At 68.9% G+C, this 21,790-nt stretch carries 18 protein-coding genes; 8 read left to right on the top strand and 10 right to left on the bottom strand.

The window, feature by feature from the left end:
* Window positions 1-54: 54 nt before the first annotated feature.
* The gene (locus tag VGI12_01885) at window positions 55-2,001 is read right to left on the bottom strand and encodes an oligopeptide transporter, OPT family (protein HEY2431394.1); all 1,947 of its coding nucleotides are present in this window, start codon (window positions 1,999-2,001) and stop codon (window positions 55-57) included.
* A 76-nt stretch (window positions 2,002-2,077) separates the two neighbouring features.
* On the opposite strand from VGI12_01885, the gene VGI12_01880 reads away from it, so the two are divergent.
* The 6 genes from VGI12_01880 to pfp all read left to right on the top strand — a co-directional run bounded on the left by VGI12_01880 (window position 2,078) and on the right by pfp (window position 7,838).
* Window positions 2,078-2,761, top strand: a complete 684-nt coding sequence (locus VGI12_01880) for a redox-sensing transcriptional repressor Rex (GenBank protein HEY2431393.1) — start codon at window positions 2,078-2,080, stop codon at window positions 2,759-2,761.
* Window positions 2,754-3,230: a cyclic pyranopterin monophosphate synthase MoaC gene (moaC, locus tag VGI12_01875; GenBank protein HEY2431392.1), complete on the top strand. Its 477-nt coding sequence runs from the start codon at window positions 2,754-2,756 to the stop codon at window positions 3,228-3,230. The genes VGI12_01880 and moaC overlap by 8 nt, the downstream gene beginning before the upstream one ends.
* Before the next feature lie 17 nt (window positions 3,231-3,247).
* The gene (locus VGI12_01870) at window positions 3,248-4,225 is read left to right on the top strand and encodes a D-2-hydroxyacid dehydrogenase (GenBank protein HEY2431391.1); all 978 of its coding nucleotides are present in this window, start codon (window positions 3,248-3,250) and stop codon (window positions 4,223-4,225) included.
* On the top strand, window positions 4,225-6,048 hold the full coding sequence (locus tag VGI12_01865; GenBank protein HEY2431390.1) for a long-chain fatty acid--CoA ligase: 1,824 nt from the start codon (window positions 4,225-4,227) through the stop codon (window positions 6,046-6,048). Before VGI12_01870 ends, VGI12_01865 begins: the two co-directional genes overlap by 1 nt.
* A gap of 73 nt (window positions 6,049-6,121) precedes the next feature.
* Complete coding sequence (locus tag VGI12_01860) at window positions 6,122-6,496, top strand: hypothetical protein (protein ID HEY2431389.1); 375 nt, start codon at window positions 6,122-6,124, stop codon at window positions 6,494-6,496.
* A gap of 43 nt (window positions 6,497-6,539) precedes the next feature.
* On the top strand, window positions 6,540-7,838 hold the full coding sequence (gene pfp, locus VGI12_01855; GenBank protein HEY2431388.1) for a diphosphate--fructose-6-phosphate 1-phosphotransferase: 1,299 nt from the start codon (window positions 6,540-6,542) through the stop codon (window positions 7,836-7,838).
* A 91-nt stretch (window positions 7,839-7,929) separates the two neighbouring features.
* On the opposite strand, the gene VGI12_01850 is transcribed toward pfp, so the two are convergent.
* From VGI12_01850 to VGI12_01825, 6 genes are read right to left on the bottom strand one after another with little or no spacing between them, the layout of a single operon-like run.
* Window positions 7,930-8,433 (bottom strand): plastocyanin/azurin family copper-binding protein, encoded by a 504-nt coding sequence (locus tag VGI12_01850; GenBank protein HEY2431387.1) that lies wholly within the window; start codon window positions 8,431-8,433, stop codon window positions 7,930-7,932.
* A gap of 29 nt (window positions 8,434-8,462) precedes the next feature.
* Window positions 8,463-9,494, bottom strand: a complete 1,032-nt coding sequence (locus tag VGI12_01845; protein ID HEY2431386.1) for a hypothetical protein — start codon at window positions 9,492-9,494, stop codon at window positions 8,463-8,465.
* A complete protein-coding gene (locus VGI12_01840) occupies window positions 9,491-10,588 on the bottom strand; it encodes a hypothetical protein (GenBank protein ID HEY2431385.1) in 1,098 nt (365 codons plus the stop codon). Before VGI12_01840 ends, VGI12_01845 begins: the two co-directional genes overlap by 4 nt.
* A gap of 45 nt (window positions 10,589-10,633) precedes the next feature.
* The gene (locus tag VGI12_01835; protein ID HEY2431384.1) at window positions 10,634-11,698 is read right to left on the bottom strand and encodes a hypothetical protein; all 1,065 of its coding nucleotides are present in this window, start codon (window positions 11,696-11,698) and stop codon (window positions 10,634-10,636) included.
* Window positions 11,695-13,149 (bottom strand): DUF1501 domain-containing protein, encoded by a 1,455-nt coding sequence (locus VGI12_01830; protein HEY2431383.1) that lies wholly within the window; start codon window positions 13,147-13,149, stop codon window positions 11,695-11,697. Before VGI12_01830 ends, VGI12_01835 begins: the two co-directional genes overlap by 4 nt.
* A 7-nt stretch (window positions 13,150-13,156) precedes the next feature.
* Window positions 13,157-15,607, bottom strand: coding sequence for a DUF1549 domain-containing protein (locus VGI12_01825; protein ID HEY2431382.1), 2,451 nt, complete (start codon window positions 15,605-15,607; stop codon window positions 13,157-13,159).
* A 58-nt stretch (window positions 15,608-15,665) separates the two neighbouring features.
* Here VGI12_01825 and VGI12_01820 point away from each other — a divergent pair, with 58 nt between their 5' ends.
* Window positions 15,666-16,505: a sugar phosphate isomerase/epimerase family protein gene (locus tag VGI12_01820; protein HEY2431381.1), complete on the top strand. Its 840-nt coding sequence runs from the start codon at window positions 15,666-15,668 to the stop codon at window positions 16,503-16,505.
* Between the two features lie 12 nt (window positions 16,506-16,517).
* Complete coding sequence (locus tag VGI12_01815) at window positions 16,518-17,039, top strand: helix-hairpin-helix domain-containing protein (protein ID HEY2431380.1); 522 nt, start codon at window positions 16,518-16,520, stop codon at window positions 17,037-17,039.
* Window positions 17,040-17,217: 178 nt separating this feature from the next.
* Here VGI12_01815 and VGI12_01810 read toward each other — a convergent pair whose 3' ends face one another.
* The 3 genes from VGI12_01810 to ydiK all read right to left on the bottom strand — a co-directional run bounded on the left by VGI12_01810 (window position 17,218) and on the right by ydiK (window position 21,743).
* Window positions 17,218-18,975 carry a hypothetical protein gene (locus tag VGI12_01810; GenBank protein HEY2431379.1) on the bottom strand — a complete coding sequence of 586 codons (1,758 nt, stop codon included), beginning with the start codon at window positions 18,973-18,975 and terminating at the stop codon, window positions 17,218-17,220.
* A 68-nt stretch (window positions 18,976-19,043) separates the two neighbouring features.
* Window positions 19,044-20,615 (bottom strand): PQQ-binding-like beta-propeller repeat protein, encoded by a 1,572-nt coding sequence (locus tag VGI12_01805; GenBank protein ID HEY2431378.1) that lies wholly within the window; start codon window positions 20,613-20,615, stop codon window positions 19,044-19,046.
* A 51-nt stretch (window positions 20,616-20,666) separates the two neighbouring features.
* Window positions 20,667-21,743 carry an AI-2E family transporter YdiK gene (gene ydiK, locus VGI12_01800; GenBank protein ID HEY2431377.1) on the bottom strand — a complete coding sequence of 359 codons (1,077 nt, stop codon included), beginning with the start codon at window positions 21,741-21,743 and terminating at the stop codon, window positions 20,667-20,669.
* Between the last annotated feature and the right edge of the window lie 47 nt (window positions 21,744-21,790).

Raw genomic sequence — 21,790 nt, 5'->3', positions numbered from 1 at the left:
CACCCTTAGCACCCTTAGCACCGACACCCGCTCAGTACCCCGCGCGCCTTCCCCTCATCCCATCTTCTTCTGCGCGGCGCGCGCCAGCACTCCGGCGAGCGCGGCGAAGAGGACCGCCCCGGCCACGATCCCCATCGTGCCGTTGTGCACCGACGGAATCAAGCCGAGCGTCCCGCCGTCGTCGGCGGCACTGATGATATGGCGGCCGAACAGGATCGCGTAGAGGATCCCGGCGAGCGAACCGCCGGCAATCAGGCCCGAGCTGAAGAGCGTGCCCGATCCGACCTCCGACTCCTCCGCGTGGCCGGTCCTCCGCTCGACGAACCAGCGGACGATGCCGCCGGCGAAGATCGGCGCGGTCGTGGCGATCGGCAGATAGGAGCCGACGGCAAAGGACAGCGAGTGGATGCCGCACAGCTCGAGCGTGATCGAGATGAACACGCCGACCAGCACCAGGCCCCAGGGGAGGTTGCGGCTCAGCAGGCCCTTGATGATCGTCGCCATCAGCGTCGCCTGCGGCGCCGGCAGGGCCTGCGATCCGATCGTCATCACGTTGTGCAGATAGAGCGTCGTCAGTCCGATTACCAGCGCCGAGGTGACGACGCCGATGAGCAGCCCGATCTGCTGATAGAGGGGCGTCGCGCCCACGATGTAGCCGGTCTTGAGATCCTGTGAGGTGCCGCCGGCCTGCGCGGCGGCGATGCAGATGACCGCGCCGACGCAGAGCGCGACCGGCGCGTAGTAGTCGCCCGTCCAGCCGAGCGCCACGAAGATCGTGCAGGTCAGGATCAGCGTAGCGATCGTCATGCCCGAAATCGGGTTCGACGACGAGCCGATCAGGCCGGTGATGCGCGACGACACCGTCACGAAGAAGAAGCCGAAGATGACGACCAGGATCGCGGCGAGGAAGTTGCCCTGCGTCGGCATCTTCGGCGCGAGGGCGAGGAAGACCGCCAGCGCCAGCGAGCCGACCAGGACGACGGTCATCGGGAGGTCGCGTTCGGTCCGCGTCTTGACGGCCGCCGCTTTGCCGCCGCCGAAGTCCTTCACGCTGTCGCGGAATGACGAGATGATCGTCGGGATGGTGCGGGCGAGCGTGATCAGTCCGGAGGCGAGCACCGCGCCGGCGCCGGTGTAACGGATGTAGGCGCTCCACAACTGCTGCGCCGACATCTCGCTGATCATCTTGCCGCTCGCCGGCACGGGCGGGAACGGCACCGTCATGTAGTTGCCGAGAATCGTCAGCAGCGGCAGCAGCACCAGCCACGAGAGCACGCCACCCGCGAACATCACGCCGGCGATCCGCGGCCCGATCACGTAGCCGACGCCCATGTACTCGGGAGAGATGTCGACGTTGAGCGTCGCGTTGGGGAAAAAGCTGGTCCGTGCCATCGAGTAACCGACCGCCGTCGTGAAGATCTGAAAGATCCAGGACAGCGATTTCCACAGCGCGCCGATGCCCAGTCCGCTGAACACCGTCCTGGCCAGGGCGCCGCCGCGCTCGCCGGCGATCAGGACGTCGGCACATGCCGCCCCTTCCGGATAGGGGAGGACGCCGTGCTCTTTCACGATCAGCGCCCGCCGCAGCGGCACCATCATCAGCACGCCGAGAATGCCGCCAGCGAAGGCGAGCATCAGGATCTGGAAATAACTGAAAAAGCCGGGGCCGTTGGGAGTCAGGAAGATCAGCGCCGGAATCGTGAACACGACGCCGCCGGCGATTGATTCACCAGCCGAGCCGATCGTCTGGACAATGTTGTTCTCGAGAATCGTCGAGCCGCCGATCTTCTTCAGCACCGAAATCGCCAGGACCGCGATCGGAATCGAGGCGCTGACCGTCAGTCCGGCACGCAGGCCCAGGTATACCGTCGAGGCCCCGAAGATCAGGCCGAAGAAGACGCCCAGGACGACCGCCTTGACAGTGAACTCGGCGGGTGACTGGTGAGCGGGGACGAACGGCTGAAACGGGGGGCGATCTGGTTGAGGCGTCGTCTGGGCCATATGGCGGTGATATTACTCCGAGGAGGAGACGGGAGGCCGGGCGCCCCGCCTCAATCTCCGCACGTATACTCGCCTTGTGACGCGCGAGAACAAGCTCGAGGAGGAAACGCGCCAGAAAGGGGTGGCGGAACCGGTTTCCGAGTTGACGACGAATCGCCTGTCGGTTTATCTCCGCTGCCTGAGCGCGCTCGACGCGGCAGGCGTGCGGACGATCTCGTCGCAATCCCTCGCCGAGCAGTTCCATCTCAATGCCGCACAAATCCGCAAGGATCTGGCCTACTTCGGCGAGTTCGGCGTGCGCGGCATCGGTTACTACGTCAAGGAACTGCGGCGCCATCTGCGCCAGATCCTCGGCCTCGACCGCGGCGTCCGCGTCGGCATCGTCGGCGCGGGTAATCTCGGCCTGGCGCTGGCCGACTATCCGGGGTTCCTCGACGACGGGTTCGAGATCGTGGCCCTGTTCGACACGGCGAAAGAGAAGATCGCGCGCCGCTCGCGCGGCGGCGTCGTGATCCACGACATCCGGGACTTGAAGAAGGTGGTGCGCCGCGAGAACATCGGCATCGCTGTGATCGCCGTGCCTGCCCCGGCAGCACCGGGGGCCGTGCACGCCGTCGTGGCGGCCGGGATCAAGGCGATCCTCAACTTCTCGCCCGGCGCCTATCGCGTGCCGCGCGGCGTGAAGCTGAAGAACATGGACCTGACCGTTTCGCTCGAGAGCCTGTCGTTCTTCCTCGTGCAAGGAGACAACGGTGAGTGATCAACGCCGAAAACCGGCAGGCGGCAGCCGGCGGCTGTCCCATGTCGACGCGGCGGGGCGGATCCGCATGGTGGACGTCGGCCACAAGGCGGCGACGCCGCGCGAAGCCGTCGCGCGCGGGCACATCCACATGTCGGCCGAAGCGCTCCGGCAGGTCCGGACCGGCACGAATAAGAAGGGGGACCCGCTGCAGACAGCGCGCCTCGCCGGGATCATGGCCGCCAAGCAGACCGCGGCGCTGATTCCGCTCTGCCACCCGATCGCGCTGACCCATGCCGACGTACAGCTGATCCCCGTGCGCGACGGCTACACGATCGAAGCGACCGCTCGTACGGTGGGGCCGACCGGCGTCGAGATGGAAGCGCTGACCGCGGTGGCGGTGGCGGCGCTGACGATCTACGACATGGTGAAGGCGGTCGACCGGGAGATGGTGATCGGCGACGTCCGCCTGATCACGAAAACCAAGTAGGCCGGCAGCGGAGAGCCGTGCAGATACTCGTCGCCATCTACAGTCCGTTTGCCGCGTGGTGCATCCCTGACGCGCAGGTGGCGGCGCTGCGGGACGAGTTTCCCGGGCACACGCTCGTACACGTACGAGATGACACCGAGGCGCTGGCGCACATCGCCGGCACGGACGTCGTGTTCGGCGCCCGGCTGCGTCCGGAACAGATCGCCGCGGCGCCCGGTCTGCGCTGGGTGCACAGCCCGGCCGCCGGGGTCGGCAACATGCTGTTTCCGGCGATGGTCGAGTCGGCGATCCAGTTGACGAATTCGCGCGGCATCGCCTCGGTCCCGATTGCCGAGCAGGTGATCGCGGTGACGTTGGCGCTCCTGCGCGATCTGCCGCTCGCCTGGCGACGGCAGCAGGAGCACGTATGGGCGCAGGAGGAATATCACGCGGCGTCGCCGCCGCGGCTGCTGCGTGACTGCCGCGTACTGATCGTCGGGGTGGGGTCGATTGGCAGCGCGGTGGCGTCGCTCGTCTCCGGCTTTGGCGCGGAGGTCGTCGGCATCCGCCGCCAGGCCGGACGGCCGGTCCCATGCGTGGGCGTGCTCCGCCCGCCGCAGGCCTTGGACGATGAGCTGCCGCGCGCCGACGTGATCGTGATCGCCGCCCCGCAGACCGCCGAGACACAGCACCTGCTCGGCGAGCGCGAGCTGGGCCTGATGCGCGACGGTGCGGTGCTGGTCAACGTCAGCCGAGGCAAGCTGGTCGACGAAGCGGCGCTCGCGCGGGAGCTGAGGCGCGGACGCATCCGCGCGGCTCTCGACGTCTTCGAGCATGAGCCGCTGGCGTCCGACAGTCCGCTCTGGGACAGCCCGCACGCCCTGCTCACCCCTCACGTGTCAGGTCACTTCGCCGGGTACTGGCCGGCGGCGACGGCGATGTTCGCCGAGAACCTCCGTCGGTTCGCCGAGGGACAGCCGTTGCTGAACCCGGTCGACAAGCGCGCGGGGTATTGATGGAGGACGCCGGTCAGGAGCCTCGGGCCGATCTGCAGACGCTCGCCGATCTGCCGTTCCACGTGCTCGGGCGTTACCCCAAGCCGCTGCTCGTCGGTCAGGTGCGTGACGCCGTCGTCGCCGGACAGTCGACGCGCGACTGGTTCGATCGCGTCCGCGACGTCGCGCTCGGACTCGCGTCGCTTGGCGTCGGGCGGGGCGATCGCGTCGCGATCGTGTCGGAGAGCCGCCCCGAATGGCTGGTGGCCGACCTGGCGATCCTCACGCTTGGCGCGGTGACCGTGCCGATCTATCCGACCCTCACCGCTCAGCAGGCCTGCTACATCGCCAAGGACGCGGGGGCGAGGCTGGCGTTCGTGTCGATGGCCGAGCAGCTCGAGAAGCTGAAGGCGGTACGGCACGAGCTGCCGTCGCTCGAGACGATGGCGACGTTCGCCGGCGCGCCGCATGCTTCGTCGTCGGTCCTGTCGCTCGATGAGGTGGCCGAACGCGGGCATGCGCGGATCATGGCGGGCTGGGGCATTGCGCGCGAGTTCCGCGATCAGGCGAAGACCGTCCGCGCCGCCGACCTCGCGACCATCATCTACACGTCGGGCACGACCGGCGACCCGAAGGGGGCGATGCTGTCGCATGCCAATCTCGTCTCGAACCTCGCGGCCGCACATGCGGCCGTGCCCGTTGACGAGCAGGACGTCTCGCTGAGCTACCTGCCGCTCAGCCACGCGTTCGAGCGCCTCGTCTCGTACATCTACCTCGCCTATGGCGTGACGATCGTGTTTGCGGAGTCGATGGACACGATCGGGCGCGATATGACGATCGTACGGCCGACGGTCATGACCGGCGTGCCGCGAGTCTACGAGAAGTTCCAGGCGCGGATTCTGGAGAAAGGGCAGGCGCTGCCGCAGCCGCGGCGCACGCTCTTCCACTGGGGCGTGAACGTCGCGGTCGCGAACGGCCGGGCCCTGGCGCAGGGGCGCGCGGCCTCGCCGGTGCTCGCGCTGGAGACCAAGATTGCCGATCGGCTCGTCTTCTCGAAGATCCGTGACGGCGTCGGCGGCCGCCTGCGGGTGCTCGCGTCTGGCAGCGCACCGCTGCCGCTGAATGTCGCCGAGTTCTTCGCGGGCGTTGGCCTGCCGATCACGGAAGGCTACGGCCTGACCGAGACGTCGGCGATCGTGTCGGCCAATCCGCTCGACGCGCCGCGGCTCGGCACGGTGGGGAAGGCCGTGCAGGGCGTCGACGTGCGCATCGGCGGCGACGGCGAGATCCTCGTCCGCGGTCCCAACGTGATGCAGGGCTACTACAACCGGTCGGACGAAACCGCTGCGGCCGTTCGCGACGGCTGGTTCTCCACGGGCGACATCGGCACACTCGACGCCGACGGCTACCTGACGATCACCGATCGCAAGAAGGATCTGCTTGTGACGTCCGGTGGCAAGAAGGTCGCGCCGCAGCCCATCGAGGCGACGCTCCAGCGCAGCCCGCTCGTCGGTGAAGCCGTCGTGCTCGGCGATCGCCGCCGCTTCATCTCGGCGCTCATCGTCCCCGCATTCGCGGCGCTCGAGCGGCGGCTGAAGGAGCTTGGCCGTCCATCAGGGGATCACGACGCGCTGGTGCATCGCGACGACGTCGTCGCGCTCTACGGGGAAATCATCGCCGGCGTCAACCGCGATCTGGCGCAGTTCGAGACGATCAAGAAGTTCAGGCTGCTGCCGCGCGAGTTCACGATCGCCGACGGTGAGCTGACGCCGACGATGAAGGTGAAGCGGAAGAGCGTGGAGCAGAACTGGTCGGCGGAGATCGACGCGATGTATCGCGAGTAGGCCCGGCGCCAGGGATTGGTGCTGCGCTGCTGCTTGCGCCGCGTCAAGTGCGTACGCTACAACCGCGGGTGGGATGTTGCCGGATCGCTGGCGCCTGCTCGTCGTCGGCTACCTTGCCTGGCTGATCGTCTTCACCGTCGTCGAAGGAGCCGGGCGGGAGGCGTGCCGGATGCCGACCGCGAAATGGATCGCGGCCGGCGCCGACGCTCGGGACCGTACGCTGCGCCAGTCCTTTCGGGATCGGGCCGATGCCTGTCTGGAGGGCACCGCCTGGCACACGGCGGCGATGCGGGCGCTGGTCGGCTGCGTGATCCTCGCGCCGTTCGCGGCGGTATGGCTGGAACGGCGGCGCCGCGAGCTGGCGCGGTCGCTGACGTTTGCCGGGATGCTGGCGGCGATGCTGGGGTCGATCGCGGGCGTGCGCTGGCTCTACGACTGGTGGTCGTGAGTGTGTTAGCATCTTTTTTTCTGCAATCGATTTCATTGCTCCCATGACAGAACAGCATCAGCGTCTTGCCATCCTCGTCGGCGGCGGCCCCGCCCCCGGCATCAACAGCGTGATCGCCGCCGCCACCATTCGCGCGCGCCTGCAGGGCGTCGACGTGGTCGGCATTCGCGACGGCTTCGAGTGGCTCATGCAGGGAGACGTCGACCACGTCACCCCGCTGACCATCGACGCGGTCAGCCGCATCCACTTCCGCGGCGGCTCGACGCTGGGTATCGCGCGCGCCAATCCGACCAAGGACACGCGCCTGCTCGACCTGACGGTGAACTCGCTGCTGCGCCTCAATGTGACGGGGCTGATCACGATCGGCGGCGACGACACGGCGTTCTCGGCGATGCGCCTCGAGAAGCACGCCGCCGGCGCCCTGCGCGTCGTGCACGTGCCGAAGACGATCGACAACGACCTCGATCTGCCGGCTCACATCGACACCTTCGGCTACCAGACAGCGCGCCACTACGGCGTCGACGTCCTCAAGAACCTGATGGTCGACGCCAAGACGACGTCGCGCTGGTATTTCGTGGTGGCGATGGGACGCAAGGCCGGGCACCTGGCGCTCGGGATCGGCAAGTCGGCCGGCGCCACCGTCACGCTCATCGGCGAAGAGTTCAAGGCGCCGACCCCGCTCGCCACCGTGGTGGACACGCTGACCGGGGCGATCATCAAGCGCCTCAGCTACGGGCGACGCGACGGCGTCGCGGTCATCGCCGAGGGCGTCGTTCTCAGCCTGCGGCCCGAAGATCTCGCCGAGCTGAAGGACGTCGAGCGCGACGCGCACGGCCACATCCGGCTCGACGAGGTCAGCCTCGGCGACATCCTGAAAGCGGAAGTGAGCAAGCGGCTGCGCGAGCACGAGATCAAGACGACGATCTCGGCCAAGAACATCGGCTACGAACTGCGCTGCGCCGATCCGATTCCGTTCGACATGGAATACACGCGCGACCTGGGCTACTCGGCCGCGAGCTATCTGCTCTCGGGCGGCAGCTCGGCGATGGTGTCGATCCAGGGCGGCCAGTTCGTGCCCATCCCGTTCGACTCGATGCTCGACCCGGAAACAGGACGAACGCGCGTGCGTTCGGTGGTCGTCAGCTCGGCGCGCTACGCAATCGCGCGCCGCTACATGATCCGGCTGCAGCGCGAGGACTTCGAGGATAGCCACGATCTGGCGAAGCTGGCGGCCATCGCGCACTGCACCCCCGAGGCGTTTCGCGAACGCTACGCCTACCTGACCGCCGACGAGCCACGTGTGCCGGCCGATCCGGCCGCGCTCGCGACGGCACCCAACTAGCCCGTCGCCCCAACAAAAAAGGGAGCCGCCCGTTCAATAGCCCGGGCGGGCTCCCCTGATGTGTCCCCTCGGCTCGGGTCCCTGTCGGTACCTACTTGACCGTCAGCGTCCCCGTCATTCCCTGCGAGAAGTGCCCAGGGAACGTGCAGAGGAAGGTGTAGGTGCCCGGCTTGGCCGGCGCGGTGAAGCTGATCTCGCCCGTCTCGCCGCCGCCGACGAGGCCCGTGTGCACGAGGATCTTGTCCTTCATGTCCGGCGGGATGAAATCGGTCGCGCGCGCGTTGAACGCGGCGGTGGCGACATCCTGGCCGCTGACGCCCGCCTTCAACAGCACGAAGTTGTGGGCCATCGCGATCTTCGGCATGCTGCCGAGCGCCTTCAGCACGATGTGAAGTTTCTCGCCAGGCTTGGCGGTGATCTCGGTCACCGAATACTTCATCGTCTCGGAGCCGGTGATCTCCACGGTCCGGCCGCCGGTGGCGGACCCCGCCTTCGTCGCGGCCGCCGCCTTCTTGGCCGGAGCCTTCATATCCTGAGCGGCGGCCAGGGGCGCCGCCGCGAGCGCGAGCACACACACGAGCGAAAACATCTTCATGGATGAGGACCTCTCTGAGGCCGATTCTATCATTCGAGTGACGCCGGCAGAGTGGCCGCCGGCCGCAGCACCGCGCGGTATTCGACCTCGACCGCCTGTCCCGCCTGGATCCATCGACAGCCCGGCGTGCCGAAGGTCGGACCACGCTCGATCATCTGCTGCCGAGTCTCAGGCAGCGGCGACACGCCGAACTCGAGGCCGCAGGTGATCGCCTGGCCGTTCCACGGCGCGGCGGTCCGCGAGCGGTTCTCTTCCCACATTCCGAGCCACGGGAAATCGGTGCGCCGCCAGATGTACCCGAACGCGAGCCGCAGCCGCGGCGAGAACGCGATGAACCATGCGGTCTCGCGTTCGGGATCGAGCCGATGGGCCGTATACGCGCTCGAGCAACGGGCACTGGTGTAGGTGCCGAGATCGGCAGCGCCTCCCTCATGCTTCGGCGCATCCGGCCACGCGAACTCCGCGCCCGGCTGCAGATAGTCGGCGGGCCCGAATGGACCCGGGAAGACGAGGGAGCGATCGGCCGTTACGTCGAATCGCGTGACGGCGGGCTCGAGGAACGGTGGACCGAGCGTCACGTGCTGGGTCCATCCGATCGGGCGATCGATGCGGCTGGCATTTTCGAGGCGCTCGCGGATCTGCACCGTCCGTCCGTCGATCCGGATCCGGCGGGCGACGCGCAGTCCGGCGGACGGCAGCACCGTCGTCATGGCGATCGCGTCGGCGGCGGCGTCGATCTCCCAGCGGGCCACGCTGGCTTCGCCGTGCGCAGGCAGCCCCGCGGCGGCCTCCGCGGCCGAAGGACCGCCAAACACGTCGAGACACAGGTTGTGCCCCATGATGCCGGCGAGGAGCGACGCGTCGGCGCCGCCGCCGTACTCAGGGTGCCGCGCGGCGTCGTACTCGGACGGCTCGATCGACGGCCAGTGCGGCGTCCACAGCGGGTTGACGCCCGTTGCCAGATCGCAGATCTCAGCGATGTGGCCGCCCTCCGCGAGCACCGTGACCCGCAGCGTGCCGTTTTCGATCGAGAACGCGCGGCGGCCGCGGTACCGGGTCACCTCGCCGCGGCGACGGCGACGCCCCACGGGCTGCCGCCGACCTTGATCCGTGCGTCTACCTTGCCTGACGCGATATCGACGATCGACACGTCACCCGACGGGCCGTTCGCCGTGTAGAGCTTCTTGCCGTCGGGACTGACGGCGATGCCCCACGGCCGGGCGCCGACGTCGGCAATCGTACCGGTGACGGTGAGCGACGCGGTGTCGATGATCGCGACGGCTTTCGAGCGGCCGAGCGAGACGTACAGGCGCGATCCGTCCGCAGACATCGCCTGTCCCATCGGCCGCGGCGGCGTCGGCGCCCCCTCGATCTTCGGCAGCTGGATCGTCGTCTTGACGGCGTTGGTCGCCGAGTCGAACACCGTCAGCGCGCCGGCGTTCTCGCACGTGACGAATCCGGTGGCGCCGTCGTTGGTGAACGCGATCGAGCGCGGCCGCGGGCCGGTCTTGATCGTGCCGATCGCCTGCAGCGTCGTGGTGTCGACGGCAGTCACGAATCCGTCTCCCTCCGACGTGACGTAGACCACCTTGCCATCGGGGCGGACGGTCACTCCCTCGGGCTCTTCACCCGCCTTCACCTTCTGTCGAACCTGGCCGCTCTGCAGATCGAGAATCGAGAGCGTCCCTTCGTCCTCCTGGGCGACGTAGAGCGTCTTGCCGTCGGCGCTGATCGCGAAGGCCTCGGGGTCATCGCCGCTCTTGTACTTCTTCACGACGGCGTGGCTGGCGACGTCGATCATGCCGATGCCGTCGGCGGTACGGTCGGCGGGCGGCAGCTTCGACTCGTCGACGTTCGGGCCGCCGATCGGCGAGCCCGACAGCGCGACGTAGAGCTGCGCGCCGTCGGGCGAGAGCTTGATGCCGCGCGGCCGCTTGCCGATGGCGATCTTCTGGACAACCTGCTGCGCCACCGGATCGATGACGACGACCTCGGTGCCGGTTTCATCCGACACGTAGATGCGAGGGCCAGACGGCGTCGCGGCCGCCGGCGGCGTGGCGGACGAGGCCGGCGTCGAGCCGCCGCAGGCAGTGAGACCCACCGCGAGCAGCACCGCCGCGGCACACGTCGAACGAACAAGAGAGAATGAAGACATCAGGCCACGATACTCAACGCGCCCATCCAGCGCAACAGGCCGCGGTCACGCGATGCGTCGCAGCTTGGTGACGCGGCCGATGTCCACCCATTCGACGACGAAGATGTTGCCGTCGTGATCGAACGAGGCGCCGTGAGGCGTGACGAACTGCCCGGGGACGAAGCTGGCGCGGTCGGTCGTGGCACGCGACGGGTTCTTCGGCGAGTCGGGCGTCGCGTCGCCGAGGTGCGCGACGACGCGGTTGTCGCGATCGATCAGCGTGACGCGGCCCTGGAGATCGGCAATCACCACGATGCCGTTCCGCTCGTGGAAATGGCAGGGGAGCCGGAAGCCCTCGACGAAATCGACGTGCGCACCCGCGAGCGTAAACCGCTGCAGGCGGTTGTTGCGGCGATCCGCGACCGTGAGGATCGGCTCGCTCCTGCGCGTGTCGACCCAGATGCCATGCGGCTCCTTCATCCTGCCCGGTTCCGATCCGCGCCCGCCGAAGGTGTTCAGATAATCCCCCTTGGCGGTGTAGTGGTTGATGAAATACGAGCCGTAGCCGTCCGCCACGTAGAGGTCGCCGTTGGGCGCGATGGCGATGTTCGTCGGGTTGTAGGGCGCGTCCTTGTATTCGGGAATATCGGGAGGCCCCTGGATCATGTAGACGATCTCCCCGGTGAGCGTGGCCTTGACCACCGTCGCCGGCAGCTCGGGGCGCGGCTCGAGCTTCGGGTTCGCCGCGTTGACGGTCAGGTAGAGGAACTCGTCACGCCCTTCCCTGCGCAGCCACAGGCCGTGCGCGACGCCGCGAAACTGCCGGCCCCACGAGCGGACGAAGCGCCCCTTGCGGTCGAAGACGACGACCGTGTCGGGACTCTCGCTGGTCGTGGCTACCGTATGGTGGACGTAGATGTGCCCCTGCGCGTCCTCGACGACGTTGTGGGTGTTGCCCCACTTGATGTGCGCCGGCAGCTCGCCCCAGTCGTGGATCGCCTCGTAGCGGAAGTCGCCGCTGCCGAGCACGGGTCGTGCTCGGCCTGCCTTGTCCGACAGGCCGAGCAGGATCGGGCCGATCGCCGGCGTGGCGATGGCGGAGGCGAGGAAGCCCCGGCGTGTGGTTCTCATGCGAACAGCTCCGTCGCGGGTTGTCCCTTGCCGTCCCTGGTGACGTAGACCGGCCGCTTCTCGGCGACGTAGGCGAGATCCGGCGGAATGCCGAGGGCGTGGTAGATGGTCGCGTGCAGGTTCTCGACCGGCATGGGGTTTTCGATGGTGGTGCACGGCCGTTGGTCGGCGGTCTTGCCGTAGACGAATCCCTTTTTCACGCCGCCGCCGAACATCAGCACCGAGCCGGCGGCGGTGAAGTGGCGGTGCATGCCGTAGTGCCGCGGTTCCTGCATCACGTCGGGGATGTTGATCGCCTGGTCCTTCACTTCCTTGCCCAGCTTGCCCTCGGTGACGGCGTCACGGCTGAACTCGCTGGCCAGCACGACGAGCGTGCGATCGAGCAGCCCGCGCTCGTCGAGGTCGTGGATCAACTGCGCGACGGGGGCGTCGATCAGCTGTTTCATGTCGGCGGCGCGCTGGTGCCCGTTCTCGTGCGTGTCCCAGTAGACGAACGGGATGTACTCCGACGTCACCTCGACGTAGCGCGCACCGCCTTCGATCAGGCGCCGGGCGAGCAGGCAGCCCTGGCCGAAGCGGCCGGTATTGTAGGCGTCGAACGACGGTGTCGGCTCGAGCGACAGGTCGAAGGCCTTCGCCGACGGCGAGCGCAACAGGCGATCGGCCGCGTCGAGGGATCGCACCAGCGCCTCGCGCTGGAAGGCGCCGCCGTATTGATAGACCGGTTCCCGCGCCAGGAGCTGTTCGAACAACTGGCGCCGGCTCCGGAACCGTCCGGCGCCGAGCTCTTTCGGCGGCCGCACCGCGGACGCCGCGTCCTGCGGGTCCACGATCAGGAAGGGACCGTAGTCGGTGCCAAGGAAGCCGGCGGTATGGAAGGCCTTGAGCGTCGCGATCTCGCCGCTGCCCTCGACCGTCTGGCCGATGGCGACGAACGGCGGCATGTCCGGGGCCTTGGGTCCGAGCGTCCTCCCGATGACCGCGCCGATGTGCGGCACGGCCATCGGCTGCGGCGGCACGTAGCCGGTGTGCCAGTGGTACTGGTGCCTCGCGTGCAGGATGAAGCCGAGATCGGCGGCGACGAACGACCGGATCACCGATCCCTTGTCGATGACGCGCGCGAGGTTCTCGAGCCCTTGCGAGAACTTGATGTGATCGACGGCGGTGTCGATCGACGGAAACGTGCTCAGCACGTCCTTGATCGGCACGCCGGGCGAGTACGGCGTGTAGCGCTTGGGATCGAACGTTTCGGTGCTGGCCATGCCGCCCGCCATCCACAGCACGATCACGGCGTCGGCTGTCGCGCGCCGCTTCGGCGTGTCCTGCCGCGGTGCGGCGTCGAGGCGCTCCGCTTCGCCACCGACGAGCGAGGCGAGCGTGGCCGCCGCGGTGACGCCGATGAAACCGCGGCGCGTCAGACACGAATGGATGTGGCGCTCGTCGCTGGTCATCTGGCCCTCAGAAGATCAACTGGAACTCGGGTGTCATCAGCACGGCCCAGAGCAAATCCGCGACGGCATCGGCTGACGGCACCGCGGGGCGCGTCGGATCGGCGATGGCGGCTTCGGCGGCGCCGCGCTCCTGCGGCGACGGCGCCCGGCCGAGCGCGGCGTGGAAGATCCGATCGACGACCGCCCGGATCGTCGTCACGGGCGGCGGCGCGGGCAGCGGCGTGCCCGATGCGGGCGGCAGCAGCCGCTGCATGTTCGGCTCGGCGTCGAAGACGAAGAAGCGCACCGATGGATTGAGCGTCGATCCGATCTCGGCGCGGTCGTTCTCGAGGCCGAAGTTGCCGCGGAACCGCGTCAAGCCGCGGCCGGCGATGTTGTAAATCAGACGCGAGCCGTTCTTCACGGCGACGCGGCCGGACCGCACCGGGCCGCCGGCGCGCAGCCCGGAGCCGTCCACCGGCGTCAACGCCGCCAACGGTACCGTCGTGCCGTCGGACCCGACGAACTCCGCGTCGACGAATTCCGGCAGCACGCGCTCGGGGGCGTTCGATCCTGTGTCGGCGACGACCAGCCAGAGCGTCGCGGCACCCGAGACGTCGGCATCGAAGGCCCGGGCGCTCGCATAGCGGCCGCCGGTGGTGCCGGTGAACCGGCTGCGCGGCTCGGGCGGCAGCTGGCCGGTCATCCGGCGCGCGCCGCGCATCAGCCAGCGCGTCAGTAGTTCTCCGTTCACCAGTTCCAGTGCCTGCAGCGTCGTGAAATCGGTGGCGCGGACGGAGGTCACCTGGTCACGAATCGGACGCCCGAGCGCGCGCGTCAACTGCGTCGAAGAGGCGCGGTACTCGCGGACGTAGGTACCCGAGGTCGGCGAGTCGGACGCCGTGCCTTTTCCGTCGCCGCCGCCGCCAGCGAGCAGGCTCCACTCGCCGGTGATTTCGCCGATCGCGTCGGCGAACTGCTCCGCGCTCAGTCGCCGCAGTTCCGGCCCCGTGAAGACGAAGCCGACGGCCGGCGCGTCCACGGGACGCGACACCGCCGGCAGTTGATACGGGCGCGAGCCGAGAATCGTGGCAATCAGGTGCTTCACGTCGTAGCCGTGGTCGACGAAGTCGGCCGCCAGCCAATCGAGCAGCTCTGGACTCCACGGACGGCCGTCCATCTCGTCGACGTTGAGAACGAGGCCGCGGCCGAGGAGACGCTGCCACAGGCGGTTGACGAGGGTGCGCGCCAGCCGGCCGTTGCGCGGATCGGTAAAGGTCGCGGCGGCCGCGGCACGGCGATCGGCGAGCGAGGCGGACGCCGGCGCGCGCGCGAGCTGCGGATACAGGAACGCCGGTTCGGCGAACTGGTTCTGCGCCACGTCGCAGCGATAGAGCTGCAGGCTGGGAGTAGGGGAGAAGTAGGCCGCCAGCCCGTAGGCGTCCTTCAGCTTCCACTGGCTGATGAAACTGTTGTGGCACGAATTGCACTTCAGGTTGATGCCGAGGAAGACTTGCGCGGTGTTCTGCGACGCCTGCATCCACGGCGTCACCGCGGCGCTGGTCTCGCCGCGCCAGTTGACGCCGATCAGGAACCCTTCCGGTCCGCCATCCGCCGGCGGGTCGAGCAGATCGCGGACGAAGCGGTCGTAGGGCAGGTTCGACCGCAGCGCGCCCCGCAGCCACGTCGTGATGCTCTTGCGCCCGTTCTGCTCCGAGAAGTAGCTGTAGCCGTCCTCGTTGCGCAACAGATCGTTCCAAAATGACATCCAGTGATCGGCGTACAGATCGTTGTCGGCGAGCAGCCGCGCGACGAGCGCCTCGCGCTTGGCGGGTGAGGTGTCGGCGACGAACGCCGCCAGCGCGTCGGGCGGCGGCAGCAGCCCCCAGACGTCGAGATAGACGCGCCGCGCGAACTGCGCGTCGCTGACCGGCGGCGGGGCCACCACGCCGTGATCCTGGAAGTAGGCGGCAGCCAGTCGATCGATCGGCGAGGTCCAACCCGGCGGCGACACGGCGGGAACCGCCGGCGGCGCGAGCTCGAGGGGTGCCTCCCACGGGGGCGGAGCCGGCGCCGCGCTGGGTGTCAGCCGCGCCCCTTCGTCGATCCAGCGCTGCACGACCGCGATCTGCGCCGCCGCCAGCGGATCCGCATCTTTCGGCATCTGCTCGTCGACCTGGCCGAGGAGCCGCCGAATCAGCAGACTGCCGGCACCGTTGCCCGGGCGCACGATCGACCCATCCTTGCCGCCGTCGAGCAGGTCGCCGTAACTGGCGAGCGAGAGGCCGCCTTTGCGCTTCTGCTGATCGTGGCACTCGAGGCAGTTCTTGGCGAGGATCGGACGTACCGCGGTCTCGAAATCGATGCGTCCCGCCGGACTGGCCTGCGGCATGCCCGCGCGCGGCGACGAGGCAAGCATGGCCGCTCCCCAGAGCACCACGGCACTCCCCGTCGACGCCAGCCGCATGAGTTTGGACACGAGGATCACCCGGTGCGCCGCAGTGTAACGCAGGCGATGGCGCGGTAGACTGCCGCGCATGAAGTTCGGCATCAACACGCTGCTGTGGAGCGGCAGCGTCGGAGCGGCGGAGCTCGATCGGTTCGCCGGTCTGAAGGACGCGGGCTTCGACGGCGTCGAAGTCCCGATCTTCGATCCGGCGTCGTTCCCCGCCGTCGAAGTACGGCGCGCCGTCGAGCGCCTCGGCCTGGCCTGCACGGCGGTTTCGATCGTGCCGGCACGCGGCGGACTCGGCGACGAGGATCGGGCCATTCGCGACCAAAGCGAGGCGCACGTGCGTGCGGTGATCGATCGCGCGGCGGAGGCGGGCATCGGGCTCCTGTCGGGGCCGCTGTATTCGGCAGTCGGCTATCTCCCCGGCCGCCGTCGCAGCGACGACGAGTGGAGGCGGGCCGTCGACGGCTGGCAGCGTCTCGCCCCTCACGCCGCCGCGGCCGGGGTGACGATCGGTCTCGAGCCGCTGAACCGGTTCGAAACGTACTTCCTGAACACCGCCGAAGACGGTGCGGCGTTCTGCGACGCGGTCGGTCACCCGTCGGTCGGACTGCTGATCGATACATTTCACGCCAACATCGAAGAGAAGAGCCTCGGCGGCGCGCTGCGCGCCGCGGGCCGCCACCTCAAGCATGTCCACACGTGCGAAAACGATCGCGGCATCCCTGGCTCCGGCCACGTGGCGTGGCGCGAATGCTTCGATACGCTCGCCGCAATCGGCTACGACGGCTGGCTGACGATCGAGAGCTTTGGCTCCGCGCTGGGAGAGATCTCGGCAGCCGCCGCCATCTGGCGCGATCTTGCGCCGACGCCCGACGCGATCGCCATCGACGGGCTGGCTTTCCTGCGCCGGCAGGCGGTGTAATCTGAAGAGACGATGACACGTCTCGTGCTGATCGGCTGCGTGGCGATCGGAGTCGCCGCGTCGCTCCGGCAGGCCGCGCCGTCTCAGGGGCGCGCCTTTACGCCCGAAGAGCTGGCGGTCTATCGGGCGGCTCTTCCCGACGGGGCCGCGCGAGACACCGTGATCCGCGTATGCGGACAGTGCCACGAGCCGAACCGCGCCGCGTCGCTGCGGTTGACGCGCGACGGGTGGGAGGGCGTCATCGAGAAGATGAAAGGTCTCGGCGCGAGCGCCTTCGCGACCGAGGCGGAGATGGCGCAGGTCACCGACTACCTGTCCGAGAACTTCAAGGGAGAGGCACCCAAGCCGATCAACCTGAATACCGCCAGCGCGATCGATCTCGAGGCGGTCGGCGGGCTCCTGCGCAAGGAGGCGGCGATCTGGATCGAATACCGGAAGAAGACGCCGTGCAAGGCCCTCGACGATTTGAAAAAGGTCGACGGCCTGCCGTTCAAAAAAATTGACGACAAGCGCGATCGGCTCGTCTGCTTCTAGTTTCATCCGAGGGGCGTCGCCCTCGGACTCCCCTACACCCGCTCTCGCGCGCCGCGTCGCCGGCGCGCTCCGTTCGCGTGGCTCGCTCGCCGGCGATTGCAATCGGTATTTGTGAGGTACGCTCTGCCCCGGCGGGTCGCAGGAATCACGTTTGCGACTCAGCAGCGCCGCGAAAGAGTCACCGTCGCTCGTCGAGGAATCCGAAGGCGTAGAGCGTGCCGTCGGCGGCGCCGACGTAGACCTGCCCGAACGAGCTCCAGAAACTGCCCGGCGCGGCGGCCGACGTCATCGACGTGCCGCTCGTCCAGAGGGATTTGCCCGACGCCGCGTCGAACGCATGCAGGACGGCCGGCGCACCGCTGCCGCTGGCCGCGCGTCCGCTGGCGAGCGCGAACGCGACGCCATTGACGATGACCGGCGTGGCGGGGGAGGCCAGGGCGTCCGCACTCCAGCCTCGTTCGAGCACGAGCGTGCCGGCGCGCTCGCCCACTCTGAAGGCAGCGACGGCGTTGGCGAGCGGCGCCAGGATCCAGCGCGTGCCGTAAGTGACGATAGGCGGTGCCGCGGGCCCTGGGGGGACTGTGTCCGTGGCGGGCGCGATCCTCATCTCGCGCCAGTTTGCCAGCGACTCACCCGGCGCGATCGAGCCGCCGACCGCGGACGAGGCGAGCGGGGTGGCGTGGTCGGCGCCGCCGAGCGATGCCGCGTCGAGGACCACGAGCCTGCCGTCCTTGGTGGCCGCGGCGACGAGTTCGCGTTCTCCGTCGCTGCCGCGCACGATGGTCGGGCCGGTCGCGAATTCAGTCGACGGGACGCTGAACCAGTCCTTGACCTGCAGAGTCTTCGGGTCGAGCGCGACGATCGCGTTGGGCTTGCCGTCGGCGCCGGCGCCGGGTCCGACCGCGGCGATGACGGTGCCGCCGGTCGTAAAGGCGAGCGTCCCGACGATGGATCCGCCGCTCTTCCACGAGACGACCGGCTTGCCCTCGCTCTGGAGGTCGATAGCCCAGACGGCGTTCGGCGTATTGCCGCACCCCGCGAGCGTCGCGGTGTAGAGCGTGGTGTCCACGGCGATCGCGTCGGACCAGCGCGCGTTGGCCGGCACGAACTCGGCCGGCTTCTGGATGTCCTTGCCGGACGGCAGCCCCATGACGTGCAGCACGCCGTCGCTCGCGATGGTGTAGACAACCCCGGACGCGCGGCCCAGACCGCCGCGGCCCCCGCCCAGTTCCTCAGGCTTCGCGCCAGGAATGGCCGCCAGCGGCGGCGTCGGATTATTGGCGCGTTGCGGCGGCGCAGCCGGTGGCGCGCCCGCCGCCGGTGCCCCCGCCGCCGGTGCCCCCGCCGCCGGCGCCCCCGCCGCCGGCGCCCCCGCCGCCGGCGCAACGGGCGCCCCCCGGGCACCACGCGCACCAGCCCCCGCTCCGCCGCGGACCTCGACCGGCGCCCCTTCGCCAGGCTGGCCGATCACGCTCCGATACGACTGCGCGGCGCGGCCGCCGCCAGGCGGTGGCGCGATCGGCGGCGGCGTCAGACCGACGACACGCGTCGGTGCCGAGGTCATTCCGCCGGCACACGCCGCAGTCGGCGCCGGGATCGGGACGTCGAAGTGGCGCTGCCAGACGACGTAGCCGGTGTCGTTGTCGAGTGCGTAAACGTTGTTGGAGCTGCCGGCCACGACCGTCATCGGGATGAACAGCGTGACGCCGTTGGCGCTCACGCCCTGACCGATTCCCTGCGCCCTCCGCGCCGCGTTGTCGAGGCGGGCCTTCCACTGCAGCTCGAAGCCCGGCTTCGACATCGTGTCGAGCGAGATCTTCGCGTCGGTGCGAATCCACGAGGTGCGCTGCGCATCGCCGCCGGCGGTGAGCCATTCCGATCCGCCGCGTCCGACCTGCGCGCGTGTCGCACCGAACAGCGCAGCGAATCCGAACACTGTTGCCCCCGCGATTGCTCGATTCATTTTCAGCATTTGGTTGCTCGCTGCCAGCTTCCGTCTCCCGTCTACCGTTTCACCCCGAAGCAGTAGAGGGTGCCGTCGTACGTCCCGACATAGGCGCGTCCGTTCGCGACGGTCAGACCGCTGAAGTGGTTCCACGACTCGATCTGCGCGCCGCTCGACCAGAGCTCCTTGCCGGTCTGTCCATCGAGCGCGTAGAGCACGGCGTGCCGGCCGCCGGGCACGCGCCGTTGCGGGCCGGAGTTGAGGCCGCCGCCGTACTTGGCCCCGCCGGGCTCGTTCCAGGCCACGTCAGGAACGACCTGGGTTGCGTCCTCGCCGGCAGCGTAGGCGAAGACGACGCCGTTGGCGATGACCGCCTCCTCGGCGAGGTCCATGTCGCGCGACAGCCAGGCCGGTGCGAGCTTCCACGTGCTGCCGTTCTGCTGCACCTTGAACGCCGCCACGCCGCCGCCTTTCGGTCGGCCGTACTCGATTGGCGCCTTGAACGCCGCGCTCACCGGCCCCCAGAACGGCGCCAGCACCCACTGCGTGCCTGCGGTGTCGCGCCAGGCGCTCAGCGCGCCCCAGATGCCGCGGCCGTCGAAGGCTTGCGCGTCGTTGCAGATGAGCGGCGTCGTGTCGAGTGTGGTCCGGTGGTCCTCACCGCCGAAGCTGTCGCGATCCAGCAGCCAGAGCTGGCAGGCCTTGCTCGTGCCGACGAGGAACTTGCGGTTCTTGTAGTCGAAGAGCACCGGCGTGGTGTTGACGTCGAGGTCGCGGCGCCAGAGCCAGTTGGCGTTGGGCGCGCCGAAGAAGTCCGCAAGCTGCAGCTGCTTGGCGTCGTCGAGCTTCACGGCAACGATGGCGTTGCCGAGACGGCGGGTGCCCGGATCGAACTGCCCGTCGCCCGTGCCGAGGTAGACGGTGCCGTCACTGGCGATCGACGCGCCCCGCCGTCCCCACAGACCGCCGCCGGCGGGAATGAACGCGGAAGCGCGGCGCGTGGCGAGATCGAAGGCGTAGAACGCGTTCGTCAACCCACCGCATCCCTGCGCGGTGGCGGTGTAGACGACCCCCTTGTAGAGATTCAGCGCGTAGGGCTTGCCGCCCCCCGGAACGAATTTGTCGGGCGGCGCCACGTCCTTGCCGTCGGCGGCGTTGATCTGCCGCAGCCGCCCATCCCATGAGACCGCGTAGATGGTGTAGTCGCCGGGCGCGCGCACAGCCATGGTCGGCACGGCCGTCTGACCGGCCGGGCAGAGGGCGTCGAACGACGGGGGCGGCGGATTCGGGCCGCCGTCGAAGTGGACGTGCCACAGTTGCTGGCCGCTGACCACGTCGATGCCGAACAGATCGTCGCTGACTCCCGCGACGACGCCGATCTCCTTCGGGCCCTGCGGCGTCGTGACCTTTTCGGCGATCAGCGGCGCGAACAGGTTGTGCATCGCACGCGGCGTGCTGTCGAGTTTCAGCTTCCAGAGCAGCGTCGAGCTGCCGACGTTCGCGGGGGTGAACACCTTCTCGTTCTGCACCCACCCGGTTCGCGCATTGTCGACGCCTTCCGAGAGAAAATCCGCCGCCGCCGCGGTCATCCCCGCGCAGACGACCAGTACCGTGACGAGCCGCTTGGTCATGACGCCGCACACGATACAGGAAACGCGGCGCCGGTGGAAAGGGCCGGCGCGTTACGCCGGGACTTCCTCCGACTCGGCACTCTGCGTCCAGGAGGCGAGCAGCGTGTAGGTCACGCCGAGGACGACCGGTCCGATGAACAGACCGACGATGCCGAAGGCGAGCAGGCCGCCGATGACGCCGGCAAAGATGATGACGAGCGGCAGATTCGCGCCGCGGCGGATCAGCATCGGCCGCAGGACGTTGTCGATCGTGCCCGCCACGATCGAGAACACGAGCAGCGTCGTCCCCGCGCCCGACTGGCCGGACCAGTACAGCCAGGCGACCACCGGCACGAGGAGCGGAATCGGGCCGAGCTGCGCGAGGCACATGAACAGCATGACGGCCGCAAGCAGTCCCGCGGCGGGAATGCCGGCGATCAGCAGGCCGGCGCCGCCGATGGCGGTCTGGATCAGGGCGGTGCCGACTACGCCGAGCACGACGCCCCGGATCGCGCGCGCGGCAAGCTCCGCCGCGGCCTGCCCCTGCTGCCCGGCCAGCCGCCGCGCGAACCGCAGAATGCCGTCGCGCACGGTCTCGCCGTTGGCGAGCACCAGCCCGGAGATGATCGCCGTCAGCAGCAGCTGCAGGAGCATCGCGCCGATGCTGCCGGCCGTGGCGGCGAACCACTGCAGCGCCCGCTGCACATAGGGGCCTAAGACCGCCGTCCGATCGGCTGGCGCCAGCGCCGCGAAACGCCGCCACTCGTCGGCGAGCCTCCCGCCCACGATAGGCACGGTGGCAACCCAGGACGGTGGCGAAGGCACCGGGAGCGTCTGGAACGAGCCGATGTCCCCGGTGATCCGCTGGGCGTGGCGCACGATGGTGATGAGCGCCAGGGTGACGGGGATGAACACGGCGAGCAGGATCACCGCCGTGACGATCGCGACGGCGAGCTTGCGCCGCCGCCCGAGCGCCGCTTCCAGCCGCAGCAGCGCCGGCCAGACCGCCACGCTGACGATCGTCGCCCAGAGGAATGCCGTGAGGAACGGCCGCAGGACCAGGTAACTGCCCATGAGAAGCAGGACCAGGAACAGCACCGAGAGCGTCGTGTGGGTGATGTCGGAGGTGGCGCGGGGGCGCTCGAGCATCCGTGCAGGTACAGCATCAACTGTGCCCTCGCTATGTCGTTGTCAGC

Source organism: Vicinamibacterales bacterium (genome assembly GCA_036496585.1).
In the GTDB taxonomy this organism is placed as follows: Bacteria; Acidobacteriota; Vicinamibacteria; order Vicinamibacterales; family 2-12-FULL-66-21; genus JAICSD01.
The sequence above is the reverse complement of the archived record's forward strand: the minus strand, read 5'-3'. Positions and strand labels throughout refer to the sequence as shown.